The 25,989-nt window shown below is 29.4% G+C and carries 25 protein-coding genes; 24 read left to right on the top strand and 1 reads right to left on the bottom strand.

Annotated features, from left to right (window positions below):
- Window positions 1-29 precede the first annotated feature (29 nt).
- The 21 genes from spoIVA to BN2920_RS15950 all read left to right on the top strand — a co-directional run bounded on the left by spoIVA (window position 30) and on the right by BN2920_RS15950 (window position 20,912).
- Complete coding sequence (gene spoIVA, locus BN2920_RS16050; protein ID WP_058295990.1) at window positions 30-1,508, top strand: stage IV sporulation protein A; 1,479 nt, start codon at window positions 30-32, stop codon at window positions 1,506-1,508.
- A gap of 241 nt (window positions 1,509-1,749) precedes the next feature.
- Entirely contained in the window at window positions 1,750-2,184 is a 435-nt protein-coding gene (locus BN2920_RS16045) for a PBECR3 domain-containing polyvalent protein (RefSeq protein WP_058295989.1), read from the top strand.
- A 209-nt stretch (window positions 2,185-2,393) separates the two neighbouring features.
- Window positions 2,394-3,374 (top strand): asparaginase, encoded by a 981-nt coding sequence (locus tag BN2920_RS16040; RefSeq protein WP_058295988.1) that lies wholly within the window; start codon window positions 2,394-2,396, stop codon window positions 3,372-3,374.
- A 185-nt stretch (window positions 3,375-3,559) separates the two neighbouring features.
- Complete coding sequence (locus BN2920_RS16035; protein ID WP_058295987.1) at window positions 3,560-3,715, top strand: zinc-ribbon domain-containing protein; 156 nt, start codon at window positions 3,560-3,562, stop codon at window positions 3,713-3,715.
- A gap of 585 nt (window positions 3,716-4,300) precedes the next feature.
- Window positions 4,301-5,671, top strand: a complete 1,371-nt coding sequence (locus BN2920_RS16030; RefSeq protein ID WP_058295986.1) for an NCS2 family permease — start codon at window positions 4,301-4,303, stop codon at window positions 5,669-5,671.
- A gap of 332 nt (window positions 5,672-6,003) precedes the next feature.
- Window positions 6,004-6,885, top strand: coding sequence for a YicC/YloC family endoribonuclease (locus BN2920_RS16025; RefSeq protein ID WP_058295985.1), 882 nt, complete (start codon window positions 6,004-6,006; stop codon window positions 6,883-6,885).
- Window positions 6,886-6,899: 14 nt separating this feature from the next.
- A complete protein-coding gene (gene remA / locus BN2920_RS16020; protein WP_058295984.1) occupies window positions 6,900-7,181 on the top strand; it encodes an extracellular matrix/biofilm regulator RemA in 282 nt (93 codons plus the stop codon).
- The gene (gene gmk, locus BN2920_RS16015) at window positions 7,171-7,812 is read left to right on the top strand and encodes a guanylate kinase (RefSeq protein ID WP_058295983.1); all 642 of its coding nucleotides are present in this window, start codon (window positions 7,171-7,173) and stop codon (window positions 7,810-7,812) included. Before remA ends, gmk begins: the two co-directional genes overlap by 11 nt.
- Window positions 7,793-8,014: a DNA-directed RNA polymerase subunit omega gene (gene rpoZ, locus BN2920_RS16010; protein ID WP_058295982.1), complete on the top strand. Its 222-nt coding sequence runs from the start codon at window positions 7,793-7,795 to the stop codon at window positions 8,012-8,014. The genes gmk and rpoZ overlap by 20 nt, the downstream gene beginning before the upstream one ends.
- A 1-nt stretch (window position 8,015) precedes the next feature.
- The gene (coaBC, locus tag BN2920_RS16005; RefSeq protein ID WP_058295981.1) at window positions 8,016-9,200 is read left to right on the top strand and encodes a bifunctional phosphopantothenoylcysteine decarboxylase/phosphopantothenate--cysteine ligase CoaBC; all 1,185 of its coding nucleotides are present in this window, start codon (window positions 8,016-8,018) and stop codon (window positions 9,198-9,200) included.
- 74 nt (window positions 9,201-9,274) lie between these two features.
- A complete protein-coding gene (priA, locus tag BN2920_RS16000; protein WP_058295980.1) occupies window positions 9,275-11,473 on the top strand; it encodes a primosomal protein N' in 2,199 nt (732 codons plus the stop codon).
- Window positions 11,474-11,484: 11 nt separating this feature from the next.
- Window positions 11,485-11,925 carry a peptide deformylase gene (gene def / locus BN2920_RS15995; RefSeq protein ID WP_058295979.1) on the top strand — a complete coding sequence of 147 codons (441 nt, stop codon included), beginning with the start codon at window positions 11,485-11,487 and terminating at the stop codon, window positions 11,923-11,925.
- A gap of 19 nt (window positions 11,926-11,944) precedes the next feature.
- Window positions 11,945-12,871: a methionyl-tRNA formyltransferase gene (gene fmt / locus BN2920_RS15990; RefSeq protein ID WP_058295978.1), complete on the top strand. Its 927-nt coding sequence runs from the start codon at window positions 11,945-11,947 to the stop codon at window positions 12,869-12,871.
- A 15-nt stretch (window positions 12,872-12,886) separates the two neighbouring features.
- Window positions 12,887-13,576 (top strand): zinc metallopeptidase, encoded by a 690-nt coding sequence (locus tag BN2920_RS15985; RefSeq protein WP_058295977.1) that lies wholly within the window; start codon window positions 12,887-12,889, stop codon window positions 13,574-13,576.
- Window positions 13,577-13,588: 12 nt separating this feature from the next.
- A complete protein-coding gene (gene rsmB / locus BN2920_RS15980; protein WP_058295976.1) occupies window positions 13,589-14,905 on the top strand; it encodes a 16S rRNA (cytosine(967)-C(5))-methyltransferase RsmB in 1,317 nt (438 codons plus the stop codon).
- A 15-nt stretch (window positions 14,906-14,920) separates the two neighbouring features.
- The gene (gene rlmN, locus BN2920_RS15975) at window positions 14,921-15,964 is read left to right on the top strand and encodes a dual-specificity RNA methyltransferase RlmN (RefSeq protein WP_058295975.1); all 1,044 of its coding nucleotides are present in this window, start codon (window positions 14,921-14,923) and stop codon (window positions 15,962-15,964) included.
- Window position 15,965: 1 nt separating this feature from the next.
- On the top strand, window positions 15,966-16,691 hold the full coding sequence (locus tag BN2920_RS15970) for a Stp1/IreP family PP2C-type Ser/Thr phosphatase (protein ID WP_058295974.1): 726 nt from the start codon (window positions 15,966-15,968) through the stop codon (window positions 16,689-16,691).
- A gap of 1 nt (window position 16,692) precedes the next feature.
- Window positions 16,693-18,669 carry a Stk1 family PASTA domain-containing Ser/Thr kinase gene (gene pknB / locus BN2920_RS15965; RefSeq protein ID WP_058295973.1) on the top strand — a complete coding sequence of 659 codons (1,977 nt, stop codon included), beginning with the start codon at window positions 16,693-16,695 and terminating at the stop codon, window positions 18,667-18,669.
- A gap of 89 nt (window positions 18,670-18,758) precedes the next feature.
- Window positions 18,759-19,631, top strand: coding sequence for a ribosome small subunit-dependent GTPase A (gene rsgA, locus BN2920_RS15960; protein WP_058295972.1), 873 nt, complete (start codon window positions 18,759-18,761; stop codon window positions 19,629-19,631).
- A complete protein-coding gene (gene rpe / locus BN2920_RS15955) occupies window positions 19,625-20,269 on the top strand; it encodes a ribulose-phosphate 3-epimerase (protein WP_058295971.1) in 645 nt (214 codons plus the stop codon). Before rsgA ends, rpe begins: the two co-directional genes overlap by 7 nt.
- A gap of 4 nt (window positions 20,270-20,273) precedes the next feature.
- The gene (locus tag BN2920_RS15950; protein WP_058295970.1) at window positions 20,274-20,912 is read left to right on the top strand and encodes a thiamine diphosphokinase; all 639 of its coding nucleotides are present in this window, start codon (window positions 20,274-20,276) and stop codon (window positions 20,910-20,912) included.
- Between the two features lie 281 nt (window positions 20,913-21,193).
- On the opposite strand, the gene rpmB is transcribed toward BN2920_RS15950, so the two are convergent.
- Entirely contained in the window at window positions 21,194-21,385 is a 192-nt protein-coding gene (gene rpmB, locus BN2920_RS15945) for a 50S ribosomal protein L28 (protein ID WP_058295969.1), read from the bottom strand.
- A gap of 305 nt (window positions 21,386-21,690) precedes the next feature.
- Between rpmB and BN2920_RS15940 the strand changes: the two genes are divergently transcribed.
- From BN2920_RS15940 to recG, 3 genes are all read left to right on the top strand, one after another.
- Window positions 21,691-22,041 carry an Asp23/Gls24 family envelope stress response protein gene (locus BN2920_RS15940; RefSeq protein WP_058295968.1) on the top strand — a complete coding sequence of 117 codons (351 nt, stop codon included), beginning with the start codon at window positions 21,691-21,693 and terminating at the stop codon, window positions 22,039-22,041.
- A gap of 15 nt (window positions 22,042-22,056) precedes the next feature.
- Complete coding sequence (locus BN2920_RS15935; RefSeq protein WP_058295967.1) at window positions 22,057-23,697, top strand: DAK2 domain-containing protein; 1,641 nt, start codon at window positions 22,057-22,059, stop codon at window positions 23,695-23,697.
- Between the two features lie 170 nt (window positions 23,698-23,867).
- A complete protein-coding gene (gene recG / locus BN2920_RS15930) occupies window positions 23,868-25,901 on the top strand; it encodes an ATP-dependent DNA helicase RecG (RefSeq protein WP_058295966.1) in 2,034 nt (677 codons plus the stop codon).
- The last annotated feature ends 88 nt before the right edge of the window (window positions 25,902-25,989 follow it).

The following is a 25,989-nucleotide window of genomic DNA, read 5'->3' as shown; positions in this document are numbered from 1 at the left end:
GTAAAAAGAATACTAGGAGGTAAAAAAATATGGACAATTTTAATATATACAAAGATATAGCTGATAGGACCCAAGGTGATATATATGTGGGGGTAGTAGGTCCGGTTAGAACTGGAAAATCAACATTTATTAAAAAGTTTATGGATCTTATGGTTATACCGAAAATAGATAACAGCTATAAGAAAGAAAGAGCTAAAGATGAATTACCACAAAGTGGATCAGGTAAGAGTATTCATACAACAGAACCTAAATTTGTTCCAAACGAAGCAATAGAAATAACACTTGGAGATGAAATTAAATTTAAGGTGAGATTGGTAGATTGTGTTGGGTATATTGTTAAAAGTGCACTTGGATACTTGGAAGGTGAAGAAAGCAAAATGGTTCATACTCCTTGGTATGAGTATGAAATTCCATTTGAAGATGCTGCTGAAATAGGAACAAGAAAAGTTATAAATGATCATTCAACTATTGGACTTGTTATTACAACTGATGGAAGCATAACTGGCATAGAAAGAGAAGATTATGTAGAAGCAGAAGAAAGAGTAATTTCAGAATTACAATCATTAAATAAGCCATTTATTGTAGTGCTTAACACAAATAAGCCTAATGCGCCAGAAACTAAGGTATTAAAGAAAGAATTAGAAGTGAAATATAATGTTGCAGTCCAAATAATGGATGTATATAATTTAGGTGAGGAAGACATAGAAAAATTATTTGAATATGTACTTAGAGAATTTCCAATTAAAGAGATTAATATTGATATGCCAGAATGGCTTGAAAATATTGAATGTGATCATTGGTTAAAGAAAGAATTCTTTAACATAATTATGGATATGAGTAAGGATGTATCCAAAGTTAGAGACATAAAATATTGCTTGGAAAGTTTTGATAATGAAGATTTTTTAGGGGCAGCAACAATAAAAGAAGTAGATCTTGGAAGTGGAACAGCACAAATAGTTATGAAACCTAAAGATGGAATATTCTATAGAGTATTAAGTGAAATATGTAATATAGAGGTAAACTCAGAAAGTAATTTACTTGGAATTATAAAAGATTTAACTTATGCAAAATGTGAATATGATAAGGTAAAAGATGCTTTAGAGGATGTTCGTGAAAACGGATATGGACTAGTTGCACCTCAATTATCAGAAATGAAGTTTGAAGAACCTGAAATTGTTAAACAAGGGAATAAATACGGAGTTAAGCTTAAAGCAAGTGCTCCAAGTTTGCATTTAATAAAATGCGATATAAAAACAGAAATAAATCCTATAATGGGATCAGAAAAAGAAACAGAAGAACTTGTTAAAGGGTTACTTGAACAGTTTGAAACAGATCCAGCGTCATTATGGCAAAGCAATATGTTAGGAAAATCATTGGAAGTGTTAGTGAAGGAAGGATTGCAAAATAAATTATATAAGATGCCAGAAGATGTTCAAGTTAAAATACAAAAAACACTCCAGAAGATTATAAACGAAGGAAATGGAGGATTAATCTGTATAATATTATAATTAAACACTTGTGATTGAGGATAAGATATATTAGTTGATTTTTAAGAAATCCATTCTAAAAAAATTACATAGTAATATCCTCTTTCATTCTAATAAGTATGCTAGGGAGAATTTTAATAATATACTAGAAATTCTCCCTCAAATTTTGGAGGTAAGAAATCGAAAACTCTTTTATGTATTTGAGTAGAAAAATACATGAAATTAATATATAATAAATAAAAGGATATAAATGAGGGATATTATGAGAAAAGAGTATAAAGCTTATAAGAAAGTCGGTAAATTACAAAACTCTATAGGTGAGCTCTTAGAGCTTGATTTCCCTAAAGTTGTTTATGCATCTCCAGGAGTAATAAAGCATATTAAGAAGAGGCATGGTAAACAACTCACAAAAAAGATTAAAGACAATATAATAGAAATAGTAGAGAAAATTATTAAAGAACCAGATTATTTTGGAATAAGTAATAAAAAGAATTTGGTGAAATCTATTGAATTGATAAAGAGCATAGATAATATAGAATTATTGTTAGGTCTTGAAATTGATGCAGCAGATAAGTATATATATGTTGCAACCTTATATCCAATAACAATTGGAAAGTTAAATTCCAAGCTTTTTAAAGGAAATATAGTTAAAGCAAGTAACTCGGGAATAAAAGAAAAACTATTATTATGTAATTAACACTTGTTTTTTGAGGTGAGCAAAGGCTCCTCATGCGCTAATTTTTTAGTAACCAGAGATGCAGGATACGCCGACCTGCCAAAAGATAAGGTTAAGCTCTTAGATTATTTCTGAGAGTTTTTTTTATGTTTAATTAAATAGTAAAGTTTTGAATATGAACATTATTTGAGAGGCAAATTATAAACAAAAGAAAAGGTGGTTTTATAAAAATGAAAAAAGTAGCAATTGTATTTAATGGTGGAACAATATCTATGAAGGTTGATGAGAGAATAAAAGCAGCAGTTCCGAGTTTAAATGGAGAAGAGATAATGGCAATGGTTACTGGAATTGAAAAATATGCTGAAATAGAAACTTATAATTTTTCAAGTTTACCATCTCCATATATGACACCTAATTTGATGCTTGATTTATCCAGAATGATTCAGAAATTAATTGAAAGAGAAGACATATGTGGAGTTGTTGTTACACATGGTACAGATACATTAGAAGAAACTGCATATTTTTTAGATTTAGTTTTAAAGAGCAATAAGCCGGTGGTTGTAACAGGAGCCATGAGAAGTAGTTCAGAGCTTGGATATGATGGACCATTTAATCTAGCTTCATCAATATGTACAGCTATATCGGAAGAGTCTAGAGAACGAGGGGTACTTGTTTGCTTTAATGGTGAGCTTCACAGTGCATCGGAAGTAACTAAAAAGAATTCAATGGCGCTAAATGCTTTTAGCACACCAAACTTTGGACCAATAGGTATTGTTGATAATAATAGAGTTATATTTTATAGAAATAATCCTAAAGTTAAAAGTATTCAGGTGGAAAAAATCAACAAAGATGTTGCACTTATAAAATGTGTTGCCGGAAGTGATTCGAGATTTTTGGATTTTATAATTGAAAGTGATTTCAAAGGAATAGTAATAGAGGCCCTCGGAAGAGGAAATGTACCTTATAACATGGTGGATGGAATAAAAAGAGCCATAAAGAATAATATACCAGTTGTAATAGTATCAAGATGCTTAGAAGGAAGAGTTTTTGAATCTTATGGTTATGAAGGTGGTGGAAAAGAGTTGAAAGAGTTAGGATGTATATTTGGAGATGTATTAACAGGCCAAAAAGCTAGAATTAAGTTATTAGTAGCTGTAAATTATACTGAGAGCATAAATGAAATAAAAGATATTTTTGAAATTGGATTATAGGATCAATGATTTTAAGTGATTCACCTGAAATTATAATATATCAAATAAAAGGCTTGTAATTAGATAGTAATAGTGATATACTTTAAAAGAATTAAATAAAAGATTTTTTTAGTTATTAATTTCTCCATATTTTAGAGAATTATATTAATTAATATTGATCTTTAATAAATAAGGAGGAATTTAATATGACAGATAAGACATTAGTATGTAAAGATTGTGGGAATGAATTTATATTCACAGTAGGAGAACAAGAATTCTACAAAGAAAAAGGTTTTGAAAATGAGCCTGTTAGATGCCCAGATTGTAGAAGAGCTAGAAAGCAACAAAATCATAGAAGATAATTTTGGAATTTTTAGAGTTGTGAGGTTTTATCACAACTCTTTTTTAGTAAGTGAATAAGAAAGATGATGAATGAAATGCATTAAAAACATAAGTGTTTTATAGAAAGATATGAAATACAGGGTTCATTAGTAGTTTATCCCTAAAAGCTACTTTCCATATAAGTAAAGGAGACAACTATCAAATTAGTTATCTCCTTTTTAAATTTTTGTTAACCTCAGGTTTTTATGAATATAGTAATTAACTTATATACAAATCGATGTTGTATAATTTTATATTGTTCTATTCTAGTTACTTTTATAGTTGGTTATTTATTATATTTTATCTATAATATTAATAAAATTGAATACTTCTGATATTATTTGAAAAAAATATGTTGAAATATGCGAATAATTGATATATAATTCAATTTGTCATTCGTGATTCGTAGTCGAAGAAATATTAGTATCAGTTATATATAGTATCTATCTGATAGAGTAAATATATTACTATGGGTCAACGTATAAAGATTCTATATTTTGTACAAATTAAATAAAGTAACTGTTTTGGTTATATTAATTTGTTAAGTAATTTTCGGAGGTAGAATAATGCAACAAGAAAAACAAAAGAAGCCTTTTTTTGAATTATTTACAAATAAAAATGTTGACATGAAAAAAGAATTCATAGCAGGGCTTACAACATTTTTAACAATGGCTTATATTATAGCTGTAAATCCTAATATTTTAGGTGAAACAGGTATGGATAAAGGTGCTATAGTAACAGCTACATGTTTAGCAGCAGCGTTTGCTAGTATACTTATGGGATTATATGCTAATTTGCCATTTGTATTGGCGTCAGGAATGGGACTTAATGCATATTTTGCTTATTCTGTGGTTATAGGACAGGGAATATCATGGGAGATAGCATTAACAGCAGTATTTGTAGAAGGTATTATTTTTATTTTATTATCATTATTTAAAGTAAGAGAAGCAGTTGTAAATGCAATTCCAATGAATATGAAATATGCAGTTACAGCAGGTATTGGATTATTCATTGCTTTTATAGGATTAACAGGAAGTGGCCTTGTAGTATCAGATCCAGCTACATATTTAGCGCTTGGTGATTTTAGATTGCCAACAGTATTGGTTGCATTAATTGGTACAATAATAATAGCTGTGTTAGATAAAAAAGGTGCTAAAGGATCAATATTAGTAGGAATAGTAGTGAGTACTTTATTAGCTTGGGGATATGCTTTAATTAACCCAACTGCAGCATCAGAAATGGGAATATACCTACCAAATGGAATATTTAAATTTGAAAGTATAGCACCTATAGCAGGAAAGTTAGATTTAAATTATGCACTACATCCAACTAGTATTGTTAATTTCTTTACTATAGTATGTACATTTTTATTTGTAGATTTTTTTGATACAGTAGGAACATTAGTTGGTGTTGCTTCAAGAGCTGGAATGCTTGATGATAAGGGGAGAGTGCCAAATGTAGGTAAGGCATTAATGGTAGATGCAGTAGGAACAACTGTTGGAGCATGTCTTGGAGTGTCAACGGTAACTACTTATGTTGAAAGTTCAACAGGAGTTGCAGCAGGTGGAAGAACAGGATGGACAGCAATAACTTCAGGAATATTATTTTTAATTGCTATGTTTTTCTCTCCAATATTTATTGCAATACCATCATGCGCTACAGCACCAGCTTTAATATATGTTGGATATTTAATGCTAGGAGCAGTTAAAAATATTGATTTTGCTGAAATTACAGAAGGTCTTCCAGCATTTTTAACTATAGCATTAATGCCGCTTACATACAGTATAGGTGATGGATTAACTATAGGTGTAATAGCATATGTTGTTATAAATTTATTATATAATATATTCTTTGCAAAAGGGGAAAAGAAGAAGATATCTGTAGTGATGATTGTGTTAGCAATTATATTCGTATTTAAGCTATTCTTCTTAATTTAAGATTTATAAGAAAAATTATTATAAAATAAGGATATTTCAGTTAGTATGGAATATCCTTATTTTTTATAGCACAGAAAATTATAAAAAATAATATTTTAAAACTAATAAGAGTGAAGTGTTGAGAGTGGAAGAATTGAGATTTTTATCATAAAACTTTTCACAAATTCTTTTTAACTATTCGCTACTAATTTTTAATTAAATAAGTTTTGAGTAAGCTCTTGGCTTTAAAATAAAATGTTAACATTCTGTAAACAAATTATTGACTTAATTTAGCCAATTAATTAATATATATTTATTGTTTTAATAAATAGTATAATAAGGAGGTGTTTAAATTGATAAAAAGTATGACAAGTTTTGGAAGGGCGCAAAGTGAAGAAAATAGTATTTTAAATTTTTCAATAGAAATGAAAAGTGTAAATCATAGATATTTAGATATAAATATAAGAATGCCTAAGGCAATGATTTCACTAGAAGAAAAGATAAGAAATATGATTAGTAAAAGACTGAATAGAGGGAAAGTTGATGTTTTTATAAATTATAAGAATTACGGAAATTCAACAGCTGAACCAGTTTTAAATATTAATTTGGCTAAGGCATATTTTGACTGTTTAAAAGAGATTGAGAATGAGTTACATACAATTGATGATATAACAACCACTAAAATAGCTAGATTTCCAGATGTTATAACAGTTGTGGAAAAAGAAGAAAATTTAGATGATATTTTAAATGAAATTTCTCCACTTATTAATAATGCACTTGAACTTATGGAACAAATGAGGATTAGAGAAGGTGAAAAATTAAAAGAGGATATTTTAATTAAAATAGAACATATATATAATATGGTAGTAGAAATTGAAAAATTAGCTGATACTATACCATTAAATTATAAGAAAAAACTAGAAGAGCGATTGGGGGAACTTTTAACAGAGGTAGAAATTGATGAAAGTAGAATAGCATTGGAAGTTGCAATACTTTCTGATAAATCTGCTATAGATGAAGAAATAACTAGATTAAAAAGTCATTTGAGCCAGTTTAAAGATACATTAGAATTAGATGAAGCTATTGGAAGAAAACTGGATTTTATTATTCAAGAAATGAACAGAGAAGCTAATACAATAGCATCTAAATCTATTGATATTAATATGACAAATTATGTTATTGAAATAAAGAATACAATCGAAAAGATACGTGAACAAGTTCAAAATATTGAATAATAAGGAGAATAGAAATGGGAATTAAGTTGATAAACATAGGATTTGGTAACATAGTTTCTGCAAATAGATTGGTTGCAATTGTTAGCCCAGAATCAGCACCTATAAAAAGAATCATTCAAGAAGCTAGAGATAGAGGTATGCTTATAGATGCCACATATGGAAGAAGAACAAGATCTGTTATAATAACAGATAGTGATCACATTATATTATCAGCAGTTCAGCCGGAAACGGTAGCGCATAGGTTATCTGCTAAAGATGATATTGTTGATGAGGAAGAGGAACAAAATGGAAAATAGTAAAGCAAAAGGATTATTAATTGTTATATCAGGACCATCCGGAGCAGGGAAAGGTACTATATGTAAAAGATTATTACAAAAGCATCCTGAATTAAATTTATCTGTTTCAGCAACAACTAGATTACCTAGATCTGGAGAAATAGATGGTGTAAATTACTACTTTATGACAAAAGATGAATTTAAAAATAAAATTGAAGATGGTGATTTTTTAGAATATGCAGAAGTATATGATAATTATTATGGGACACCAAAATCAAATGTTGAAGAAATTTTAAATAGTGGGAAAGATGTTATCCTTGAGATAGATATACAAGGTGCATTGAAAGTAAAAGAAAATAGTAAGAATGGTATTTTCATATTTATATTACCACCTTCAATGGAAGAATTAAAACAAAGAATTATAAAAAGGGGAAGTGAAACTCCAGAATCTTTAATGAAAAGATTCAAATCGGCATATAAAGAAATAAATTTTGTTTCTAGATATAATTATGCAGTAGTAAATGATGAAGTTGAAACTGCAACAGAAAAAATAGAAGCGATAATTAATGCAGAAAAATGTAGAGTAGACAGATTAAAACATAGTATATTAGATTCAAAGGAGGACTTAATACATGAACAACTCTATGATTAATCCATCAGTAGTAGATTTATTAGAAAAGGTGAATGATAGATATTCATTAGTAATTGTAACTTCAAAAAGAGCGAGACAAATAATTGGAGGTTCAAAACCAAAGATTGATATTGATACAAAGAAAGCATTAACAATTGCCATTAATGAAGTAGATCAAGATGCAATTGAATATGAAAATGTAGGAAATAATATTAATAAATAAAATGAAAAGAAATGTTTTATTAGGGGTAAGCGGTGGTATAGCTGCTTACAAAGGACTAGAGATTGTAAGTCAGCTCAAAAAGAAAGATATCGAAGTTAATGTTATTATGACAGAAAATGCTACAAAGTTTGTGACACCATTATCTTTTCAATCATTAAGCCAAAATGTAGTTGCTGTTGACACTTTTTCGGAACCAAAGGCATGGGAAATTGCTCATATAAGTTGGGCAGAAAAAGCAGATGTAATGCTTATTGCACCGGCAACAGCGAACATAGTTGGTAAAGTTGCAAATGGAATAGCTGATGACATGCTATCAACAACAATTATGGCAACAAAGGCAAAAGTGATTTTTGCTCTAGCAATGAATACCAATATGTATGAAAATAATATAGTTCAGGATAATATCAAGAAGCTTAAATCTTATGGATATGAATTTATTGAACCATCAGAAGGAAGACTTGCTTGTGGAACAACTGGAAAAGGTAAACTAGAAGATCCAACTATTATAGTAGAAAAAGTATTAGAAGTATTAAATACTAATAAGGATCTAATAGGAAAGAAGGTTTTAGTTACAGCAGGACCAACAATAGCTCCAATTGATCCGGTAAGATATCTTACAAATAGATCAAGTGGAAAAATGGGATATGCAATAGCTAAGGAAGCAAGAGATAGAGGGGCAGAGGTGACTTTGATTTCTGGACCAACATCATTACAAAGTCCACGAGGTGTTAATTTTATTAAAATATCTACAAATGAAGAAATGAAAAATGAAGTTTTAAAAAGATTTAAGGAAAGTGATATTGTTATTAAATCGGCAGCAGTTGCAGATTATAAGCCTAAAAATTATAGTGAGCAAAAAATTAAGAAAAAAGATAATGATTTAGAAATAGTTTTTACAAGAGATAATGATATTCTTATGGAGCTTGGGAAAATAAAAGAAAATCAAGTTTTAGTTGGATTTGCTGCAGAAAGTGAAAATTTAAAAGAAAATGCACTATCTAAATTGAAAAGAAAGAATTTAGATTATATAGTGGCAAATGATATAAGTGCAAAGGATACTGGCTTTGGAGTAGAAGAGAATAAAGTTATAATTATCTCTAAGGATAATAAAGAAATAAATCTAGAAAAAATGAGTAAAGAAAAAGTTGCAAGAAATTTATTTGACATAATACTTAAGAAGCGCTAATGTTGCGCTTCTTTCTATTATAGAAGAAGCTTGTCTGTGTAAATAAATTAGCGCTAAAGGGGGATAAAAACAATATGTATGCAGAAATAATTATAAATAGTGATGCTTTAGAAATAGATAGAATGTTTACATACAAAATCCCTGATAATGTCACAAAGAAAATTGGAATAGGACATAGAGTTAAGGTTCCATTTGGAGCAAGAAGCAAGCCAATTGAAGGATTTGTTTTTTCTTTAATTGACAATGATAAAATTAGTGTTCAATATAAAATAAAGGAAATAATTAAAGTTTGTGATGATGAGGCCATTTTAACACAAGATGATATAAATTTAGTATATTTTTTAAGAAGAAAATACCTTTGTAAATATATTGATGCGGTAAGAATGTTAATTCCAAGTGGAATTATGACAGGATCTACTAAAAAGAAAAAATATGTTATATGTATAGAAAAAGAAGATTATGAAGATAAATTAAAAAAAGATAGCTACATAGAGTTATATAAATATATAAAAGAAAACAATGGTGTATATACAAAAAGTGAGCTGACAAAACAAAAGGGTTATTCATTATATTGTTTGAACAAACTAATTAATGACAATATATTGAAAAGTGAAGAGCAAGTTGTATTTAGATATAATATTAGGAAATATGATGAAGATAATAAGAAGAAATTAACAGAAGAACAAAGAAAGTGTTTATCAACAATACTGTATGGAAGTGAATTAAAATATCTAATAAAAGGGGTAACTGGTTCTGGTAAAACAGAAATTTACATGAGAATTGCAGAAGAAATGCTAAAGGAAGGAAAAAGTGTTATTGTGCTTGTTCCTGAAATTTCATTAACACCTCAGATGATTGAAAGATTCAAAGGCAGATTTGGCAGAGATGTAGCATTGTTTCATAGTAAATTGTCTCAAGGAGAGAGATTTGACGAATGGTATAGAGTTAAAGAAGGAAAAGCGAGACTTGTCATTGGAGCACGAAGTGCTTTATTTTTACCACTTCAAAATCTTGGCGCAATAATAATTGATGAAGAACATGAAAATACATACAAATCTGAACATAATCCTAAGTATCACGCACGAGAAGTAGGAGAATTTTTAAGTGAAATGAAAAATTGCAAGTTGATACTTGGTTCTGCAACTCCAAGTATTGAAAGTTATTATAGAGCAATAAATGGTGATTACAAACTTGTTGAGATGAATAACAGAGTTAATGGGAAAAACATGCCGCATATGGAGATAATAGATATGCGAGAAGAATTAAAAAATAAAAATCTTTCATTATTTAGTAGAAAACTTTCTGAAGAAATATATAAAACATTGGAACAAAAAAAGCAGATAATATTATTTTTAAACAGGAGAGGATTTTCTACATTTATTTCCTGCAGAAGTTGTGGATATGTATTTAAATGTCCAGAATGTGATGTTTCGATGACATATCATAAAAATGGATATTTAATATGTCATTATTGCGGAAGAGCAGAAAAAGTTAAAAAAGAATGTCCAAAATGTAATAGTAGATATGTTAAATTTTTTGGAGCTGGAACTGAAAGAGTAGAACAAGAAGTGAAAAAATATTTTCCAAAAGCAAGAGTTTTAAGGATGGATGTTGATACTACAAGATATAAGAATGCCCATGAATCAATATACAATTCATTTAAAAATAAAGAAGCGGATATACTAATAGGGACTCAGATGGTATCCAAAGGTCTAGATTTTAAAGATGTTACTTTAGTTGGGGTGCTTGCAGCGGATATGTCACTTAATATGCCGGATTATAGATCTGCTGAAAGAACGTATCAAATTATAACTCAAGTATCAGGAAGAGCCGGAAGAGGTGAAGATGAAGGGAAAGTAATAGTTCAAAGCTATACTCCAAATCATTATAGTTTAGAATATGCAAAAAATGAAAATTATATTAACTTATTTAAGGAAGAAATAAGAATTAGACAGTTGATGGGGAATCCGCCTTTTGGTAAAATATTATTAATTAATTGTGTGTCAAAGTTTGAAGACAAATTGAAAAGATTTATGTATAATTTGGAAGGAAGTTTGAAAGAATTAATATTAGATGAAGAAATTACAATTTATGGGCCAGTACCATGTATAATAACCAAATTAAAAGATAATTATAGGTGGCAAATAATTCTAAAAGGAAAGTTAAATGATGATTTTAACGAAAAAGTTAAAGATACTCTTTATCAATTAAACAAGAGTGTATATAATGAAATAAGGGTTAGTATTGATATTAATCCTAATAGTATGACTTAGGGGGAAGAAAAATGGCATTAAGAAATATAAGAAAAATTGGAGATACAGTTTTAAGACAAGAATGTAGAAAAGTAGAAAAGATAGATAATAGATTATTAACATTAATTGAAGATATGATTGATACAATGTATGATGCAGATGGTGTTGGCCTTGCAGCACCTCAAGTTGGTATATTAAAAAGATTGTTTGTAATTGATATTGGAGATGGACCATTAGTTTTTATTAATCCAGAAATATTAGAAACTAGTGGCTCTCAAACAGGAGAAGAGGGATGCTTGAGTGTTCCAGGAAGATATGAAGAAGTAACTAGAGCTAATTATGTTAAAGCAAGAGCTTTAAATGAAAAAGGTGAAGAATTCGAGATTGAAGGTGAAGAATTATTGGCAAGGGCTATATTGCATGAATATGATCATTTAGATGGAACATTATTTGTAGATAAATTAGAAAAATAAAATATGGAGGTTTAGCATAATGAAAATTGTATTTATGGGTACTCCGGAATTTTCAGTTCCATCATTAAAAAAATTAATTGAAACTCATAATGTTGAGTGCGTTTTAACTCAGCCAGATAAACCAAAAGGCAGAGGAAAAAAAATGGCCTACTCACAAGTAAAAGAAGAAGCATTAAAGCATGATATAACTGTTTATCAACCAATAAAATTAAAAGATGATAGGGGACTTATAGAAATATTAAAAGAAATTAGTCCGGATTTTATTATAGTAGTAGCATTTGGCCAAATACTAACAAGAGAGGTTTTAGATATACCAAAGTATGGCTGCATAAATCTACATGCATCACTTCTACCAATGTATAGAGGAGCTGCTCCGTTAAACTGGGCCATAATAAATGGAGAAAAAATTTCAGGAAATACTACTATGTTAATGGATATAGGACTAGATACTGGAGATATGTTACTTAAAGATGAAGTTACTATTACTGAAAATATGACATGTGGAGAACTGCATGATATTTTGAGTGTTAGAGGTGCAGATCTTTTACTAAGAACAATTGACGGAATTGTAAATAAGACTATTATTCCAGAAAAACAGAAAGAAGAAACATTTTATGCTAAAATGCTTGATAAAAAATTAGCACACATATCTTGGAATAAAACAGCACAAGAAATTCATAATCTAGTTAGAGGTTTAAATCCATGGCCAATTGCGTATAGTAACTATAATGGAGATAGAATGAAAATTTATGAAACAGAAGTTTTATATGAAAGCAGTAATAAAGAACCAGGCACAATATTAAATGTTGATAAAAATGGAATAAAAGTAGCTTGCAAAGAAGGATGTTTACTTATTAAAAAGGTACAATTTCCAAATGGTAAGCCTTTAACCATAGAACAATATATAAATGGACACGAGATTGAAAAAGATATAATTTTGGAATAATGGAGGTGCATAGGAATGTTTTATTCATATTTCGATCCAACAATGATATTACTTATTCCAGCTTTAATAATTTCTTTTTGGGCTCAATCAAAGGTTAATTCAGCTTATAATGAATATACAAAAGTAAGGATAATAAATGGATATTCTGGTCAACAGGTGGCAAGAATGATGTTAGATGAAGCAGGATTATTTGATATAAGAATAGAACAAATAAATTCTAAGCTTGGAGATCATTATGATCCATCAAGCAGAGTTTTAAGATTATCACCAGAAGTATATAGTGGTTCAACTATATCTTCAGCAGGAATTGCTGCACATGAAGTAGGGCATGCAATTCAGCATAAAGAATCATACAAACCATTAACTATAAGAAATTCTATAGTTCCAGTAGTGAATTTTAGTTCGAGTATATCCTGGATATTATTCTTTTTAGGTATAGTGATGGGATTTAAAGGCTTAACAACTCTTGGAATTATATTATTTTCAGCTGTAGTTATATTTCAACTGATTACATTACCAGTTGAATTTGATGCATCGACAAGAGCATTGAATATACTGAAGTCTAGAGGCATTTTGTATGGAGATGAAGTAAAAGGCGCAGAAAAAGTTTTGAATGCAGCAGCAATGACGTATGTGGCGGCTACATTGATGGCAATATCACAATTAGTAAGACTAATTGCAATTAGCAATAGTAGAGATGATTAAAAGAGGTAAAATATGAATTGTAGAAAATTAGCAGTAAAGATACTTAATAGAGTTTTAGATGAAGGAGCATATTCAAATTTAATTCTTTCAAATGAATTAAATGAATGCGATTTAAGTGATAAGGATAAGGCATTATTAACAGAACTTGTTTATGGTGTTTTAAGAAGAAAAAAGACGCTAGATATTATTATATCTAATTTCGTTAAAGATATAAAATTAATGGATAAAACTATTCTGAATATTCTTAGGGTAGCAATATATCAAATGAATTTTTTAGATAAAGTTCCAGCTTATGCAGCATGTAATGAGGCAGTTGAAGAAGCTAAAGAAATATCAGAAAATGATTCAAAATTAGTAAATGGTATTCTTAGAAACTTTTCTAAAAATCCAGATGACATAGAAGTTCAAGGAAACAAAATTGATGAATATGCATATAAATTTTCATTTGAGCCTTGGATGATACGTCTTTTATTCAAGCAATATGGAGAGCAACAAGGAAAGAAAATAATGTCTGGACTTAACTATGTTCCAAAGGTAAGTGTAAGAGTTAATGCACTTAAAGCAGATTACGATGAAGTATTTGAAGAATTAGAAAAAATGGAATATGAAATAGAAGAAGGTGTAGTATGTCCTGAAGCTATATGCATAAAGGGCGGAAAATCTATAGAAAATAATCCATTATTTAATGAAGGAAAAATTACAGTTCAAGATGAAAGTGCCATGGTAATTGCACCGTTGCTTGAGCTAGAGGATAAAATGAAGGTTTTAGATTTATGTGCTGCACCAGGTGGTAAAACTACACATATTTCGGAAATTCTTAATAATACAGGAGAAGTCTATTCTTTTGATTTACATACTTCAAAATTAAACTTAATAAAAGAAAATTGTGAGAGATTAGGTATTACTAATGTAAAAGTTGCTGAGAATGACGCAACAAAATTAAACTCTGATTTAGTATCTGCCTTTGATAGAGTTCTTATAGATGTACCTTGCTCTGGCATTGGTATAATAAGGAAAAAACCAGAAATTAAGTGGAATAAAAGAAGAAATGACTTAAAAGAAATTGTTTCAATTCAAAGAAAAATAATGGAAAATGCATGGCAATATTTAAAGCCAGGTGGAATTATGATATATTCTACATGTACTTTAAATAAAGAAGAAAATGAGGAAAATATAGAATACTTTTTAGAAAAACATAGAGACTGTGAAGCTAAAAGAGCATTTATAGGTAAACAAGATAATTTAGTTTATAATAAAGATGGGTCTTTAACTATTATGCCGAATGAATATATGGATGGCTTCTTTGTTGCTAAGCTACAAAAAAAGTAATAGTAGGTGGAACAAATGAACAATTTATTAGACTATACTTTAGATGAATTAAAAGTATGGATGACAGAAAATAAAGAAAGTGCATTTAGAGCAAAGCAAGTATTTTCTTGGATATATAAAAATGTTTATAACTTTGAGGATATGAAAAATATCCCTCAAAGTTTAAAAGATAAATTAAAAGAGAATTTCACAATAGATTTACCGAAAATAGTAGAAGTTTATAAATCTGAAATAGATGGTACAGAAAAGTTTTTATTAGGTTTCAAAGATGGAAACCTAATTGAAAGTGTACTTATGAGATATAAGCATGGAAACTCTATTTGCGTATCTACTCAGGTAGGATGTAGAATGGGGTGTAAGTTCTGCGCTTCTACTTTAGGAGGACGAATTCGTAATCTTACAAGTGGAGAGATATTATCGGAAATATTAGTTGTTCAAAATCATATTGGTGAAAGAATATCTAATGTAGTCTTAATGGGAAGTGGAGAACCCTTAGATAATTATGATAATGTTGTTAAATTCTTAGATTTAGTGAGTGCTGAGTATGGTTTAAATATTGGGCAAAGGCATATAACATTATCGACGTGTGGTATAGTACCAAAAATATACGAGTTGGCAGATAAAGAGCTTAGTGTGACTTTAGCACTCTCACTTCATGCATTCAGTGATCAAAAGCGTAAAGAGATTATGCCAATAGCTAATAAGTATACAATTGATGAAATATTAAAAGCATGTCAGTATTATATTGATAAGACGAAACGTAGAGTGACATTTGAATATGCATTGGTTAAAGATGTTAATGATAGTAGAGAAGAGGCAAAATCTTTAGGAAAACTTTTAAAAGGTATGTTGTGTCACGTTAATTTAATTCCAGTAAACGAAATTAAAGAAAATTCATTTAAGAGATCTTCTAAAAAGACAATTGAAGATTTTTCAGAAATTTTGAAAAGCTATGGAATTGAGGTGACTACTCGTAGAGAAATGGGAAGTGACATTAATGCAGCTTGTGGACAACTTAGAAGAAGTTACATAGATACCCAAAAGATAGGGGGGAATTAAAATGGTAGGACTGGTTACAGATATAGGATTAAAAAGAAGCCTTAATGAAGATTCGGCTGCATACGTAGAAAATGAATATTTTAAATTATATGTTGTTGCGGATGGAATGGGAGGACATAATGCTGGAGAAGTAGCTAGTAAAATGGCCACAACAGAAATCTTAAATTATGTACAAAATAATTTTAAATCAGAATCAAATGAGGATTTATTAATAGAAGCTATAGGAAAAGCAAATGAATGTATATACGAATATTCCAAAACAAATAAAAATCTTAATGGAATGGGTACGACAGTTACAGCATGCTTAATAACTAAAGATTATGAACAAGTAGCTAATGTTGGTGATAGTTGCTGTTTTGGAATAAGTATTTCCAATAAAGAAATGAAGAAAATTACGAAAGATCATTCTTTGGTTCAGGAATTGGTGGATAGTGGAAGCATAAGTGAAAGTGAAGCAGTAAATCATCCTAAAAAGAATATTATTACGAGAGCCTTAGGAACAGAGCACAGAGTTAGTGTGGATATTTTCCCAATAAAAAATAGAATATATGATATGTATTTATTATGTTCAGATGGGCTTACTAATGAATTAACAAGAGATGAGATATTAGAAATTATTCTTCAAGAAAATGAATATAATTCTGTGGCAAATAAGCTTGTTGAGAAAGCAAAGCTAAATGGTGGAAGAGATAATATAACAGTATTGTTGTTTGGAGGAGAGATGTAATATGAATGGAACTGTACTTGGTGGCAGATATGAACTATTAGAAAAAATAGGCGAAGGTGGAATGTCCGAAGTATTTAAGGCTAGATGTAATAAATTAAATAGATTTGTTGCAGTAAAAATTTTAAAAAAAGAATTTTGCAATAATGAAGAAATTGTAAAAAAATTCAAAGATGAAGCAACTGCTATAGCAACTTTATCTGACAACAATATAGTAAATATTTTAGATGTAGGTACTCAAGAAGATTTACATTATATAGTAATGGAATATGTTAAGGGAAAAACTTTGAAGGATGTAATAAAGCAAGTTGGCAAAATGAATTATGAAACTGCAATATCAGTTGCAATTCAAATAGCTAAAGCTTTAGATTGCGCTCATAGAAATAATATAATTCATAGGGATGTAAAGCCACAAAATATTTTAGTCACAGAAGATGGAGTTATGAAGGTTACTGATTTTGGTATAGCAAAATCAACAACTTCTGCAACAATTACTAATACAACAACAATAATGGGATCAGCACATTATCTTTCACCAGAACAAGCAAAGGGATCTTTTATTGATTGCAGAACTGATCTGTATTCATTAGGAATAGTGTTGTATGAAATGGTAACAGGGAAATTACCATTTGAAGCAGATAGCGCAGTTACAATTGCATTAAAACATATTCAAGAAGATCCAGTTTCACCTAAATCGCTTAATTCAAGGATACCAGATAGTTTAAATACTTTAATATTAAAAGCCATAGAAAAGGATCCAAACAAGAGATATCAAACTGCAAAAGAATTTATTAATGATTTACAAAAAATAAAGGATAATCCAAATGCTGTAATTGATGAAGTTGTTGATGATTCTAGCCAACATACAATCGTTATGTCTGCTGTAACAGAACAAATTTCGAAACAAAAAATAAATAATTCAAATCAATATAATAATGATGATGACTATGATGATGACGATGAGGATTATGACGACTACGACGATGATGAGGAAAGAATAGTGTCAAGAAAAAGAAATAAGAGGATATTAAAAATTGCATTATCAATAGGCGGGGTGATATTACTATTCGGGCTTATAGCATTTGCAGTTAATATGTTTTCTGGCAGCAGCTCTTTGAGTAGTAAAGAAGTTGAAGTACCTAATTTAGAAGGTAAAAATGTTGATGAAGCAAAAAGTGAACTTGAAGCTATAAATCTGGTATTAGTAGAAGCAGAAACAGAATCAAGTGATGAACCCGAAGGAACTATACTTAGGACAAATCCAAAGGCAGGAACTACGGTAAAGGAAAAAAGTGAAGTAAGGGTAGTTGTTAGCCGTGGACAGGAAGATCTTAAAATGCCAGATTTAAGAGAAGATGATTTAAATACGGCTGAAACAAAGTTAAAATCTTTAAATTTAAAAATTAGTAGTAAAACAGAACAATATAGTAGTAGCGTAGCTAAAGGTCAGATTATAAGTCAAGATCCAGCACCCGATACAGTTATTTCAGAAGATCAAGTAATCACAGTAGTTGTAAGTTTAGGACCTGAAATTAAATTTGTCACAGTTCCAAGTGTTGTTGGAAGACTTGAAAGTGATGCTATATCTACTTTAGCAGGAGTAAATCTAAAGTATGTTGTTGAGCAAGTAACAACTAAAAATGCTATAGAAGATGGTATAGTGCTAAGCCAGTCTGTTTCAGGAAGCAGAGTTGAAGAAGGTACTACTATAACAATAAAAGTTGGAAAATACAATAAGCAAAATGGAAATGTAGAAGATAATAATAATAATTCGAATGGAAATACAGGTGAAACAACACCGGGAGATAATAACAACAATAATAATAGTAATACCAATTCCCCAGGAGATGATCAAAATAATAGTGGTAATACTGGGAATGGTGGAAATGATGTAAATAATGGTGATTCAAGCTCAACGCCAGGAGGTAATACACCGGAAGGCCCATGGGATGATCCATCATTAAACCAATCAGGTCAATAAAATAATTTAAGCATGTAATTAGAGAGGAGGCAGACTTGCCAATGCCTCTCTTTTACATTATATTTTTAGAAGAAATTTGGAGGAATTTTATGAATGGAAAAATAATAAAAGGTATAGGTGGATTTTATTATATTAAAACAGAAAATGGTATAATAGAATGTAAAGCTAGAGGAAAATTTAGACATAAAGATATAAAGCCTATGGTAGGTGATAATGTAACTATCGCCATAGAAAAAGGAAAAGGTGTTATAGAAGAGATACATGAAAGAAGCAGCGAATTACTTAGACCTACTGTTGCAAATGTATCATTAGCTTTTATTGTTTTTGCAATTAAAAATCCAGATATAAATTTTGATCTATTAAATAAGTTTTTAGTTCTTTGTGAATATAATAATATAGATGTAATAGTTTGTTTAAATAAAATAGATTTAGTTGATGAAAAAGAAAGAGAAGAAATAAAGAAAAGAATAAATGATATAGGATATGAGGTTTTATATATTAATGCAAAAAAAGGTATTGGAATAGATATTCTTAAAGAAAAGATGAAAAGTAATATTACTGTACTTTGTGGACCATCAGGAGCAGGAAAATCTACACTTATTAATAAACTTTCAGAAAAAGAACATATGGAAACTGGATCTGTAAGCGAAAAACTTGGTCGTGGGAAACATACAACTAGGCATAGTGAACTTATAGATATAGAAGATGGTTATATAGTAGATACGCCAGGATTTTCTACACTAGAGATAAGAGATCTGATGGATAAAGATTCACTAAAATATTGTTTTCCTGAATTTATAGAGTATAATGAAGGTTGTAAATATAGAGGATGTCTACATAATAAAGAACCTAAATGTGCTGTTAAAGAAGCTGTTGAAGAAGGAAAAATAAATAAATACAGGTATAATTTTTATGTAAAGACATTAGAAGAGATAATAGAGGAGGAAAAAAATAAATGGTAAAAATAGCGCCATCAATATTATCAGCTGATTTTTCTAAATTAGGAGAAGATATCGAAAAGATAGATAAAGCAGGAGCTGATTTTATTCATATAGATGTTATGGATGGAAATTTTGTTCCCAATATTTCTTTTGGATTACCAGTTATAAAATCAATAAGAGATAAAACAAAAAAGGTCTTTGATGTTCATTTAATGATAGAAGAACCTTCAAGGTACATAGATGATTTTATAGAGGCTGGAGCTGACATAATAACAATACATTATGAAGCTGATAGACATATAGATAGAAGTATAAATTATATAAAATCAAAAGGGAAAAAAGCAGCAGTGTCATTAAATCCTGGGACTCCAGTAAGTGTTTTAAAAGATATAATTGGAAGTCTTGATATGGTATTAATAATGTCTGTAAACCCGGGATTTGGAGGCCAGAAATTTATACCATATACATTGAATAAAATTAAAGAAGTTAAAGAAATGAGCTATGAAATAAATCCAACATTATTAATAGAAGTTGATGGTGGGATAGATAAGAATAATGTAAAAGAAATTATTAATGCAGGCGCAAATGTTATTGTGGCTGGATCAGCTGTTTTTAATGGTGGAAATATAGAGGCAAATATAAAAAAATTAAGGGGGTAAAATTTTGGATATAGCAATAATAAGTGGGGGGAATCCGCCTTCGAAAGAGCTATTAGAAAAATACCTTGATAAAGTAAATTATATTATTGCGGCAGATAGTGGATGTGAATGCCTTTATAAATACAATATAACTCCAAACTTAATTGTTGGTGATTTTGATTCCAGCAATAAGGATATATTAGAAAAAATGAGAAAAACAGTAAAAGAAATTATTGAATTTCCTCCAGAGAAGGATTATACGGATACAGAAATTGCAATAATAGAAGGTGTGAAAAGGGGAGCTAAGAAAATATACTTATTTGGTGGTACTGGCAGTAGAGTTGATCACATGCTTGGAAATTTAGGTCTCATATTAACATATAAGAAAAAAGGTATTGAAATAGAAGTTTTAGATGATAAGAACAAGATATATCTTGCACAGAAAAAAATGACTTTGCATGGAGAATATGGTGAAAATATAGGTTTTCATGCTTTTACTGATGTTGTTAAAAACTTTAAGGTTAAAGGCGCAAAATATAATATATATGATGGATATGATATGCATCTGTTAGATCCAAGAGCTATATGTAATGAATTTCTAGATACTCCAATAGAGATTAGCTTCGATGAAGGGGAATTATTGATTATTCATTCAATTGATTAAAAAAATAAGGAACATTTTAATGTCCTTCTGAATATTAATATAATAAGATGAATTTTGATATATTTAAAATAGAGAGATATTTTATAATTCATTTTATATTTTAATATTTAGGAGGATTTATATTTATGAAAATAATCGCTTTTAAGTTACCTAAATTTCTTTCAAATATAATAAAATTCTTTAGGAAAAAGTAGTATTGTAGAGTGTACATATGCTCTAGATATAAAAATGAGAAAAATAAAAAATGCAATTGGGACAACAATTGCATTTTTTATTATGAACTATATTGCTCTTTCAACCTTTCCAGATCTAAGGCATCTTGTACATACATGAACAGTTTTTGGTGTTCCGTTAACTAAAGCTTTTACTTTCTTTATGTTAGGAGCCCAAGTTCTCTTTGATTGACGATGTGAATGGCTGTATTGTACACCTGCTACAACACCCTTATCACAGATTTCGCATCTTCTTGCCATTAGAAAACACCTCCTTATATTGCAAAGATAATCATCTTCAATAGGACAGGATAAATTATATCATAGGAATTTATATTAGGCAAGTAATTTTTAATGCAAATATGTAAATACTATAACTAGGAATTATATTTAGTTACAGTATGGTTAGCACTATATTATTATAGTAAATAATTATGAATTAGTTACTATCTAAATTAAAATGCAATTATATATAAAACTATAAGGAATATAAACAATACTTGAATAAAAATGTGTTCTAAGATAGAATATAAGTTAAGATATAAAATATTTTAGGAGGAATATGAATGGTTGGATTTTCAAATGAAAACGGAAATATAAATTATTCTGAGGAAGTTTTAGCTAAAGTTGTTGGACTTTCAACAATGGAATGTTATGGAGTAGTTGGAATGGTTTCTAAAAGTCCTACAGAAGGTCTTTGGGAATTAATGAGAATAGAAAATTTAAGCAAAGGCGTAAAAATAGAATTAACAGATGACGATAGATTGCAGATAGAATTATTTATTATGGTTGAATACGGAACAAAAATATCGGTTATATCTAATAACATTATTCAAAAGGTTCGTTATAATGTAGAAAATTATACTGGACTTAAAGTTTCAGCTATAACAGTAAATGTGCAAGCGGTTAGAGTCTAGGAGGGAACTGAAATAATGGAATACAAAAAGATTAATGGCCATGATTTTTATAATATGGTTGTAAATGCAAGCAATAGATTACTAGAGGAAAGTGATTTTGTAAATGCATTGAATGTATTTCCAGTACCAGATGGTGATACTGGAACAAATATGTCTATGACATTTAAAGCAGCTGTAAAAGAAATTGAAAATATGAACAGTAATTCTATAGGAGAAATCTCTAAGAAATTAGCCAAGGGTGCACTAATGGGGGCTAGAGGAAATTCAGGTGTTATACTTTCACAAATTCTTAGAGGAATATCTAAGGGATTAGAAGGAAAAGAAGAAGTTGATGTAGCAGAATTTGCAGTAGGTTTTTATGAAGGATCAGCAGCTGCATATAAGGCAGTAATGAGGCCAACAGAAGGGACAATACTTTCTGTTATAAGAGCAACATCAGAAGCAGCTGTTGCAAGTGAGGCAAAAGATATAGTAGCTTTTATGGATGAAATAACAAAGGCTGCTAAGGTAATGCTAGATAAAACACCAGAACTTTTACCGGCTCTGAAAAAGGCAAAAGTAGTTGATTCAGGTGGAATGGGACTTTATATAATATTACAAGGAATGCACGAAGCTCTAAAGGATGATATTAAAGCAGAAATTAAGGATATAATTGCAGGTGGATCAGCTAAAGTTGGAGCAGAATCAACAGAAGATGTTGAAATTAAGTTCGGATATTGTACTGAGTTCATAGTTCTTGGAGATGCAAAAAGAGCTAATGAACTTCAAAGTCAAATTGAAAATATGGGTGACTCAATGATTGTTGTAGGATATGATGATGTGATAAAAGTTCATATTCATACTAATGATCCAGGAGCCGTTTTATCTAAAGCCGTTCTTATAGGTGAATTATCAAAAATAAAAATTGATAATATGAGAGAAGAACATAGAGAACTTTTAATTGAAGCTAATGAAAAAGAAATGGTTGAAGTTCAAAGCAATGAAATACATGAAGAAATGAAAGAATATGGTTTTATTACTGTTGCTATGGGTAACGGAATATCTGATATATTTAAGGATCTAGGTGTTGATTACGTTATAGAAGGTGGTCAAACAATGAATCCATCTACTCAAGATATGTTAGATGCAATAGATAAAATAAATGCAAAACATATTTTCATTATGCCAAATAATAAAAATATAATTATGGCAGCAAATCAAGCAGCGGAAATAAGTGATAGAGATATTCATGTAATACCAACTACAACAATACCACAGGGAATAGCTTGTGTTACAGTATTTAATCCAGATGCAAAAGTTGAAGATAATGTTAATGAGCTAAATGAAACAATTAAGCTTGTTAAAACAGGTTCAGTAACATATGCAGTTAGAGATACAGAAATTGATGGAATAGAGATTAAAGAAGGTAATATGCTTGGTCTTGTAGAAGGAAAAATAAAAGAAGTTGGAGAAGATAAAATATCTGTTGCAGAAAATGTAATAGATAAGATGATAGATGATGATAGTGAACTTATAACTGTCTATTATGGAGAAGAAGTTAGTGAAGAAGAAGCTAATTCATTTATAGATAAATTACAAGAAAAATATGAAGATTTAGATATACAAGGTTATAAAGGAAACCAACCTTTATACTATTTCTTAATGTCAGTAGAATAATTAAAAAGGCTATCTCAATATTGTATTTATGAAATTTAGGCACATGAAATAAAATAACAAAGTAAGTTGCTAGTTATTTTTTTGATGTGCCTAATATGACATAATGAAAAATTATTTCATTATAAATATAGTTTGAGAATAGGCTTTTATTTTGTTTTGGAGGAGTTTATATGAATATATATAGTGATATATCTTCTTTAAAAGGCGTGGGACCTAAGGCAACTGAAAAATTAAATAGATGTGGAATTTTTAATATATTAGATATTCTGTTATATTTTCCAAGAGATTATGAATTTGTAGGTGGAAATACTGATTTTGATATCATAGATGGTGAAGAAAAAATTATTTTAGAATGTACGGTAGTATCATTTAGACCAGATATAAGAACAAAAACTGGAAAAATATTGACAACTATAGAGCTAGAATATGAGAATCATAAAGTTTATGCAAAATGGTTTAATCAAAAGTATATGAAAAATAATTTTATAAAAGGAAGAACTTACAACCTCATGGGAAAATTCAAGCGTGCTGGAAAAACATTAGAGGTAGTGGCACCGGTAATTGCATGTGAGGAAGCTATGTCTAGTGAAATAATACCCAAATATCCATTGAAGGGTGATATAAGCAATAAACTTTTTGAAAAACTTATTCATGAAATATTATCTAAAACAGAGATTAAAGAAAATTTATCTAAAGAAATAATCGAAAAATACTCCCTTATTTCTTTAGGTAATGCCATACGAGAAATACATTTTCCGCAAAGCAAAGAAAAATTGGAGCAAGCAAAAAACAGATTGAAGTTTCAAGAACTATTTACATATTCATTAAAGCTATTGCTTTTAAAGAAGAACTTAAAAAATAAATCTAAAGGTATTTCATTTGAATGGGTTGATGAATTAAAAGAATTTAAAGAAAAATTACCATTTCCACTTACAAATGCTCAAACAAAAGTTGTAAGAGACATACTAAGAGATCAAAAGGCACATGCACCTATGAATAGATTGGTTCAAGGAGATGTTGGAAGTGGAAAAACAATAGTTGCGTTGATTGCGATTTTTAACGTTATTAAAAATAATTATCAATGTGCATTTATGGCGCCTACAGAAATTTTAGCAAATCAACACTTTTTGGAAGCTAAAAAAATGTTTGAAGGATTCAATATAGATATAGAGCTTTTAACAGGCGGAACATCGGCTAAAGAAAAGCGGAGAATTAAAGAAAAAATAAAAGAGAATATCCCAATGCTACTTATTGGAACTCATGCATTATTTCAAGAAGATGTTGATTTTTCAAATCTTGGGCTTATAATTACAGACGAACAACACAGGTTTGGAGTGGAGCAAAGAAGCAGATTGATTAATAAAGGAAAACAATCAGATTGTTTAGTCATGACAGCTACGCCTATTCCAAGAACTTTGGCTTTATATTTGTATTCTGATTTGGATGTATCAATAATTGATGAATTACCACCAGGTAGAAAACCAATTGATACTAGATTTTATCAAGACATAAGCAGGGAGTTTGCATATGAACTAGCTTATGAAGAAGTAAAAAAAGGTAGACAGGTATATATTGTATGTCCTCTTATAGAAGAAGATGAAAAAGAACAATTGAATTCAGTTGAAACTATATATGAACAGGTTAAAAATGGTGTATTCAAAAATGTGGAAGTTGAGATGCTCCATGGAAAAATGAAGGGAAGTGAAAAAGACGAAATAATTACTCGTTTTAAAGAAAATAAGACAAAAGTTTTAATTTCAACAACAGTTATTGAAGTTGGTGTTAATGTGCCTAATGCCTCAGTTATGATTATCGAAAATGCTGAGAGATTTGGATTAGCCCAATTGCATCAATTGAGGGGAAGAGTTGGAAGAGGACAATATGAATCATTTTGTATATTAATTGCAAAGGCTAAAAGCAATGTAACTAAAAAGAGAATGCAGATAATGACTGAAAGCAATGATGGATTTTTCATTGCCGAGCAAGATTTGAAATTAAGAGGATCAGGTGAAATGTTTGGAAAAAAACAAAGCGGAGATGCAGGATTCGTTTTAGCTGATCTTTATGAAGACATAAATATTTTAAGGTGTGCGAGAATTGAGGCAAATGAAGTTATAAAGAGCGATACAAAAGAAAATATAGAACTGTTGAATGAAATTATGAAAAGTTTAGATAATAATAGTAGATATATTTGTTTCAATTAAATTGAAATAATATACAAGAATATGTTAATATATTAATAATGTAAAGTTTAAGATAAATGGTAATTTATCTTAAACTTATGCAATATAT

This window comes from Clostridium neonatale (assembly GCF_001458595.1).
Classification (GTDB): domain Bacteria; phylum Bacillota; class Clostridia; order Clostridiales; family Clostridiaceae; genus Clostridium; species Clostridium neonatale.
Note: the sequence above shows the minus strand (reverse complement) of the source record. Positions and strands in the feature narration are given on the sequence as shown.

Excerpts from the sequence above, each read along its gene's own strand:
- spoIVA (WP_058295990.1), top strand. The coding sequence starts at position 30 with ATGGACAATTTTAATATATACAAAGATATAGCTGATAGGACCCAAGGT.
- BN2920_RS16045 (WP_058295989.1), top strand. The coding sequence starts at position 1,750 with ATGAGAAAAGAGTATAAAGCTTATAAGAAAGTCGGTAAATTACAAAAC.
- BN2920_RS16040 (WP_058295988.1), top strand. The coding sequence starts at position 2,394 with ATGAAAAAAGTAGCAATTGTATTTAATGGTGGAACAATATCTATGAAG.
- BN2920_RS16035 (WP_058295987.1), top strand. The coding sequence starts at position 3,560 with ATGACAGATAAGACATTAGTATGTAAAGATTGTGGGAATGAATTTATA.
- BN2920_RS16030 (WP_058295986.1), top strand. The coding sequence starts at position 4,301 with ATGCAACAAGAAAAACAAAAGAAGCCTTTTTTTGAATTATTTACAAAT.
- remA (WP_058295984.1), top strand. The coding sequence starts at position 6,900 with ATGGGAATTAAGTTGATAAACATAGGATTTGGTAACATAGTTTCTGCA.
- gmk (WP_058295983.1), top strand. The coding sequence starts at position 7,171 with ATGGAAAATAGTAAAGCAAAAGGATTATTAATTGTTATATCAGGACCA.
- rpoZ (WP_058295982.1), top strand. The coding sequence starts at position 7,793 with ATGAACAACTCTATGATTAATCCATCAGTAGTAGATTTATTAGAAAAG.
- coaBC (WP_058295981.1), top strand. The coding sequence starts at position 8,016 with ATGAAAAGAAATGTTTTATTAGGGGTAAGCGGTGGTATAGCTGCTTAC.
- priA (WP_058295980.1), top strand. The coding sequence starts at position 9,275 with ATGTATGCAGAAATAATTATAAATAGTGATGCTTTAGAAATAGATAGA.
- def (WP_058295979.1), top strand. The coding sequence starts at position 11,485 with ATGGCATTAAGAAATATAAGAAAAATTGGAGATACAGTTTTAAGACAA.
- fmt (WP_058295978.1), top strand. The coding sequence starts at position 11,945 with ATGAAAATTGTATTTATGGGTACTCCGGAATTTTCAGTTCCATCATTA.
- BN2920_RS15985 (WP_058295977.1), top strand. The coding sequence starts at position 12,887 with ATGTTTTATTCATATTTCGATCCAACAATGATATTACTTATTCCAGCT.
- rsmB (WP_058295976.1), top strand. The coding sequence starts at position 13,589 with ATGAATTGTAGAAAATTAGCAGTAAAGATACTTAATAGAGTTTTAGAT.
- rlmN (WP_058295975.1), top strand. The coding sequence starts at position 14,921 with ATGAACAATTTATTAGACTATACTTTAGATGAATTAAAAGTATGGATG.
- BN2920_RS15970 (WP_058295974.1), top strand. The coding sequence starts at position 15,966 with ATGGTAGGACTGGTTACAGATATAGGATTAAAAAGAAGCCTTAATGAA.
- pknB (WP_058295973.1), top strand. The coding sequence starts at position 16,693 with ATGAATGGAACTGTACTTGGTGGCAGATATGAACTATTAGAAAAAATA.
- rsgA (WP_058295972.1), top strand. The coding sequence starts at position 18,759 with ATGAATGGAAAAATAATAAAAGGTATAGGTGGATTTTATTATATTAAA.
- rpe (WP_058295971.1), top strand. The coding sequence starts at position 19,625 with ATGGTAAAAATAGCGCCATCAATATTATCAGCTGATTTTTCTAAATTA.
- rpmB (WP_058295969.1), bottom strand. The coding sequence starts at position 21,385 with ATGGCAAGAAGATGCGAAATCTGTGATAAGGGTGTTGTAGCAGGTGTA.
- BN2920_RS15940 (WP_058295968.1), top strand. The coding sequence starts at position 21,691 with ATGGTTGGATTTTCAAATGAAAACGGAAATATAAATTATTCTGAGGAA.
- BN2920_RS15935 (WP_058295967.1), top strand. The coding sequence starts at position 22,057 with ATGGAATACAAAAAGATTAATGGCCATGATTTTTATAATATGGTTGTA.
- recG (WP_058295966.1), top strand. The coding sequence starts at position 23,868 with ATGAATATATATAGTGATATATCTTCTTTAAAAGGCGTGGGACCTAAG.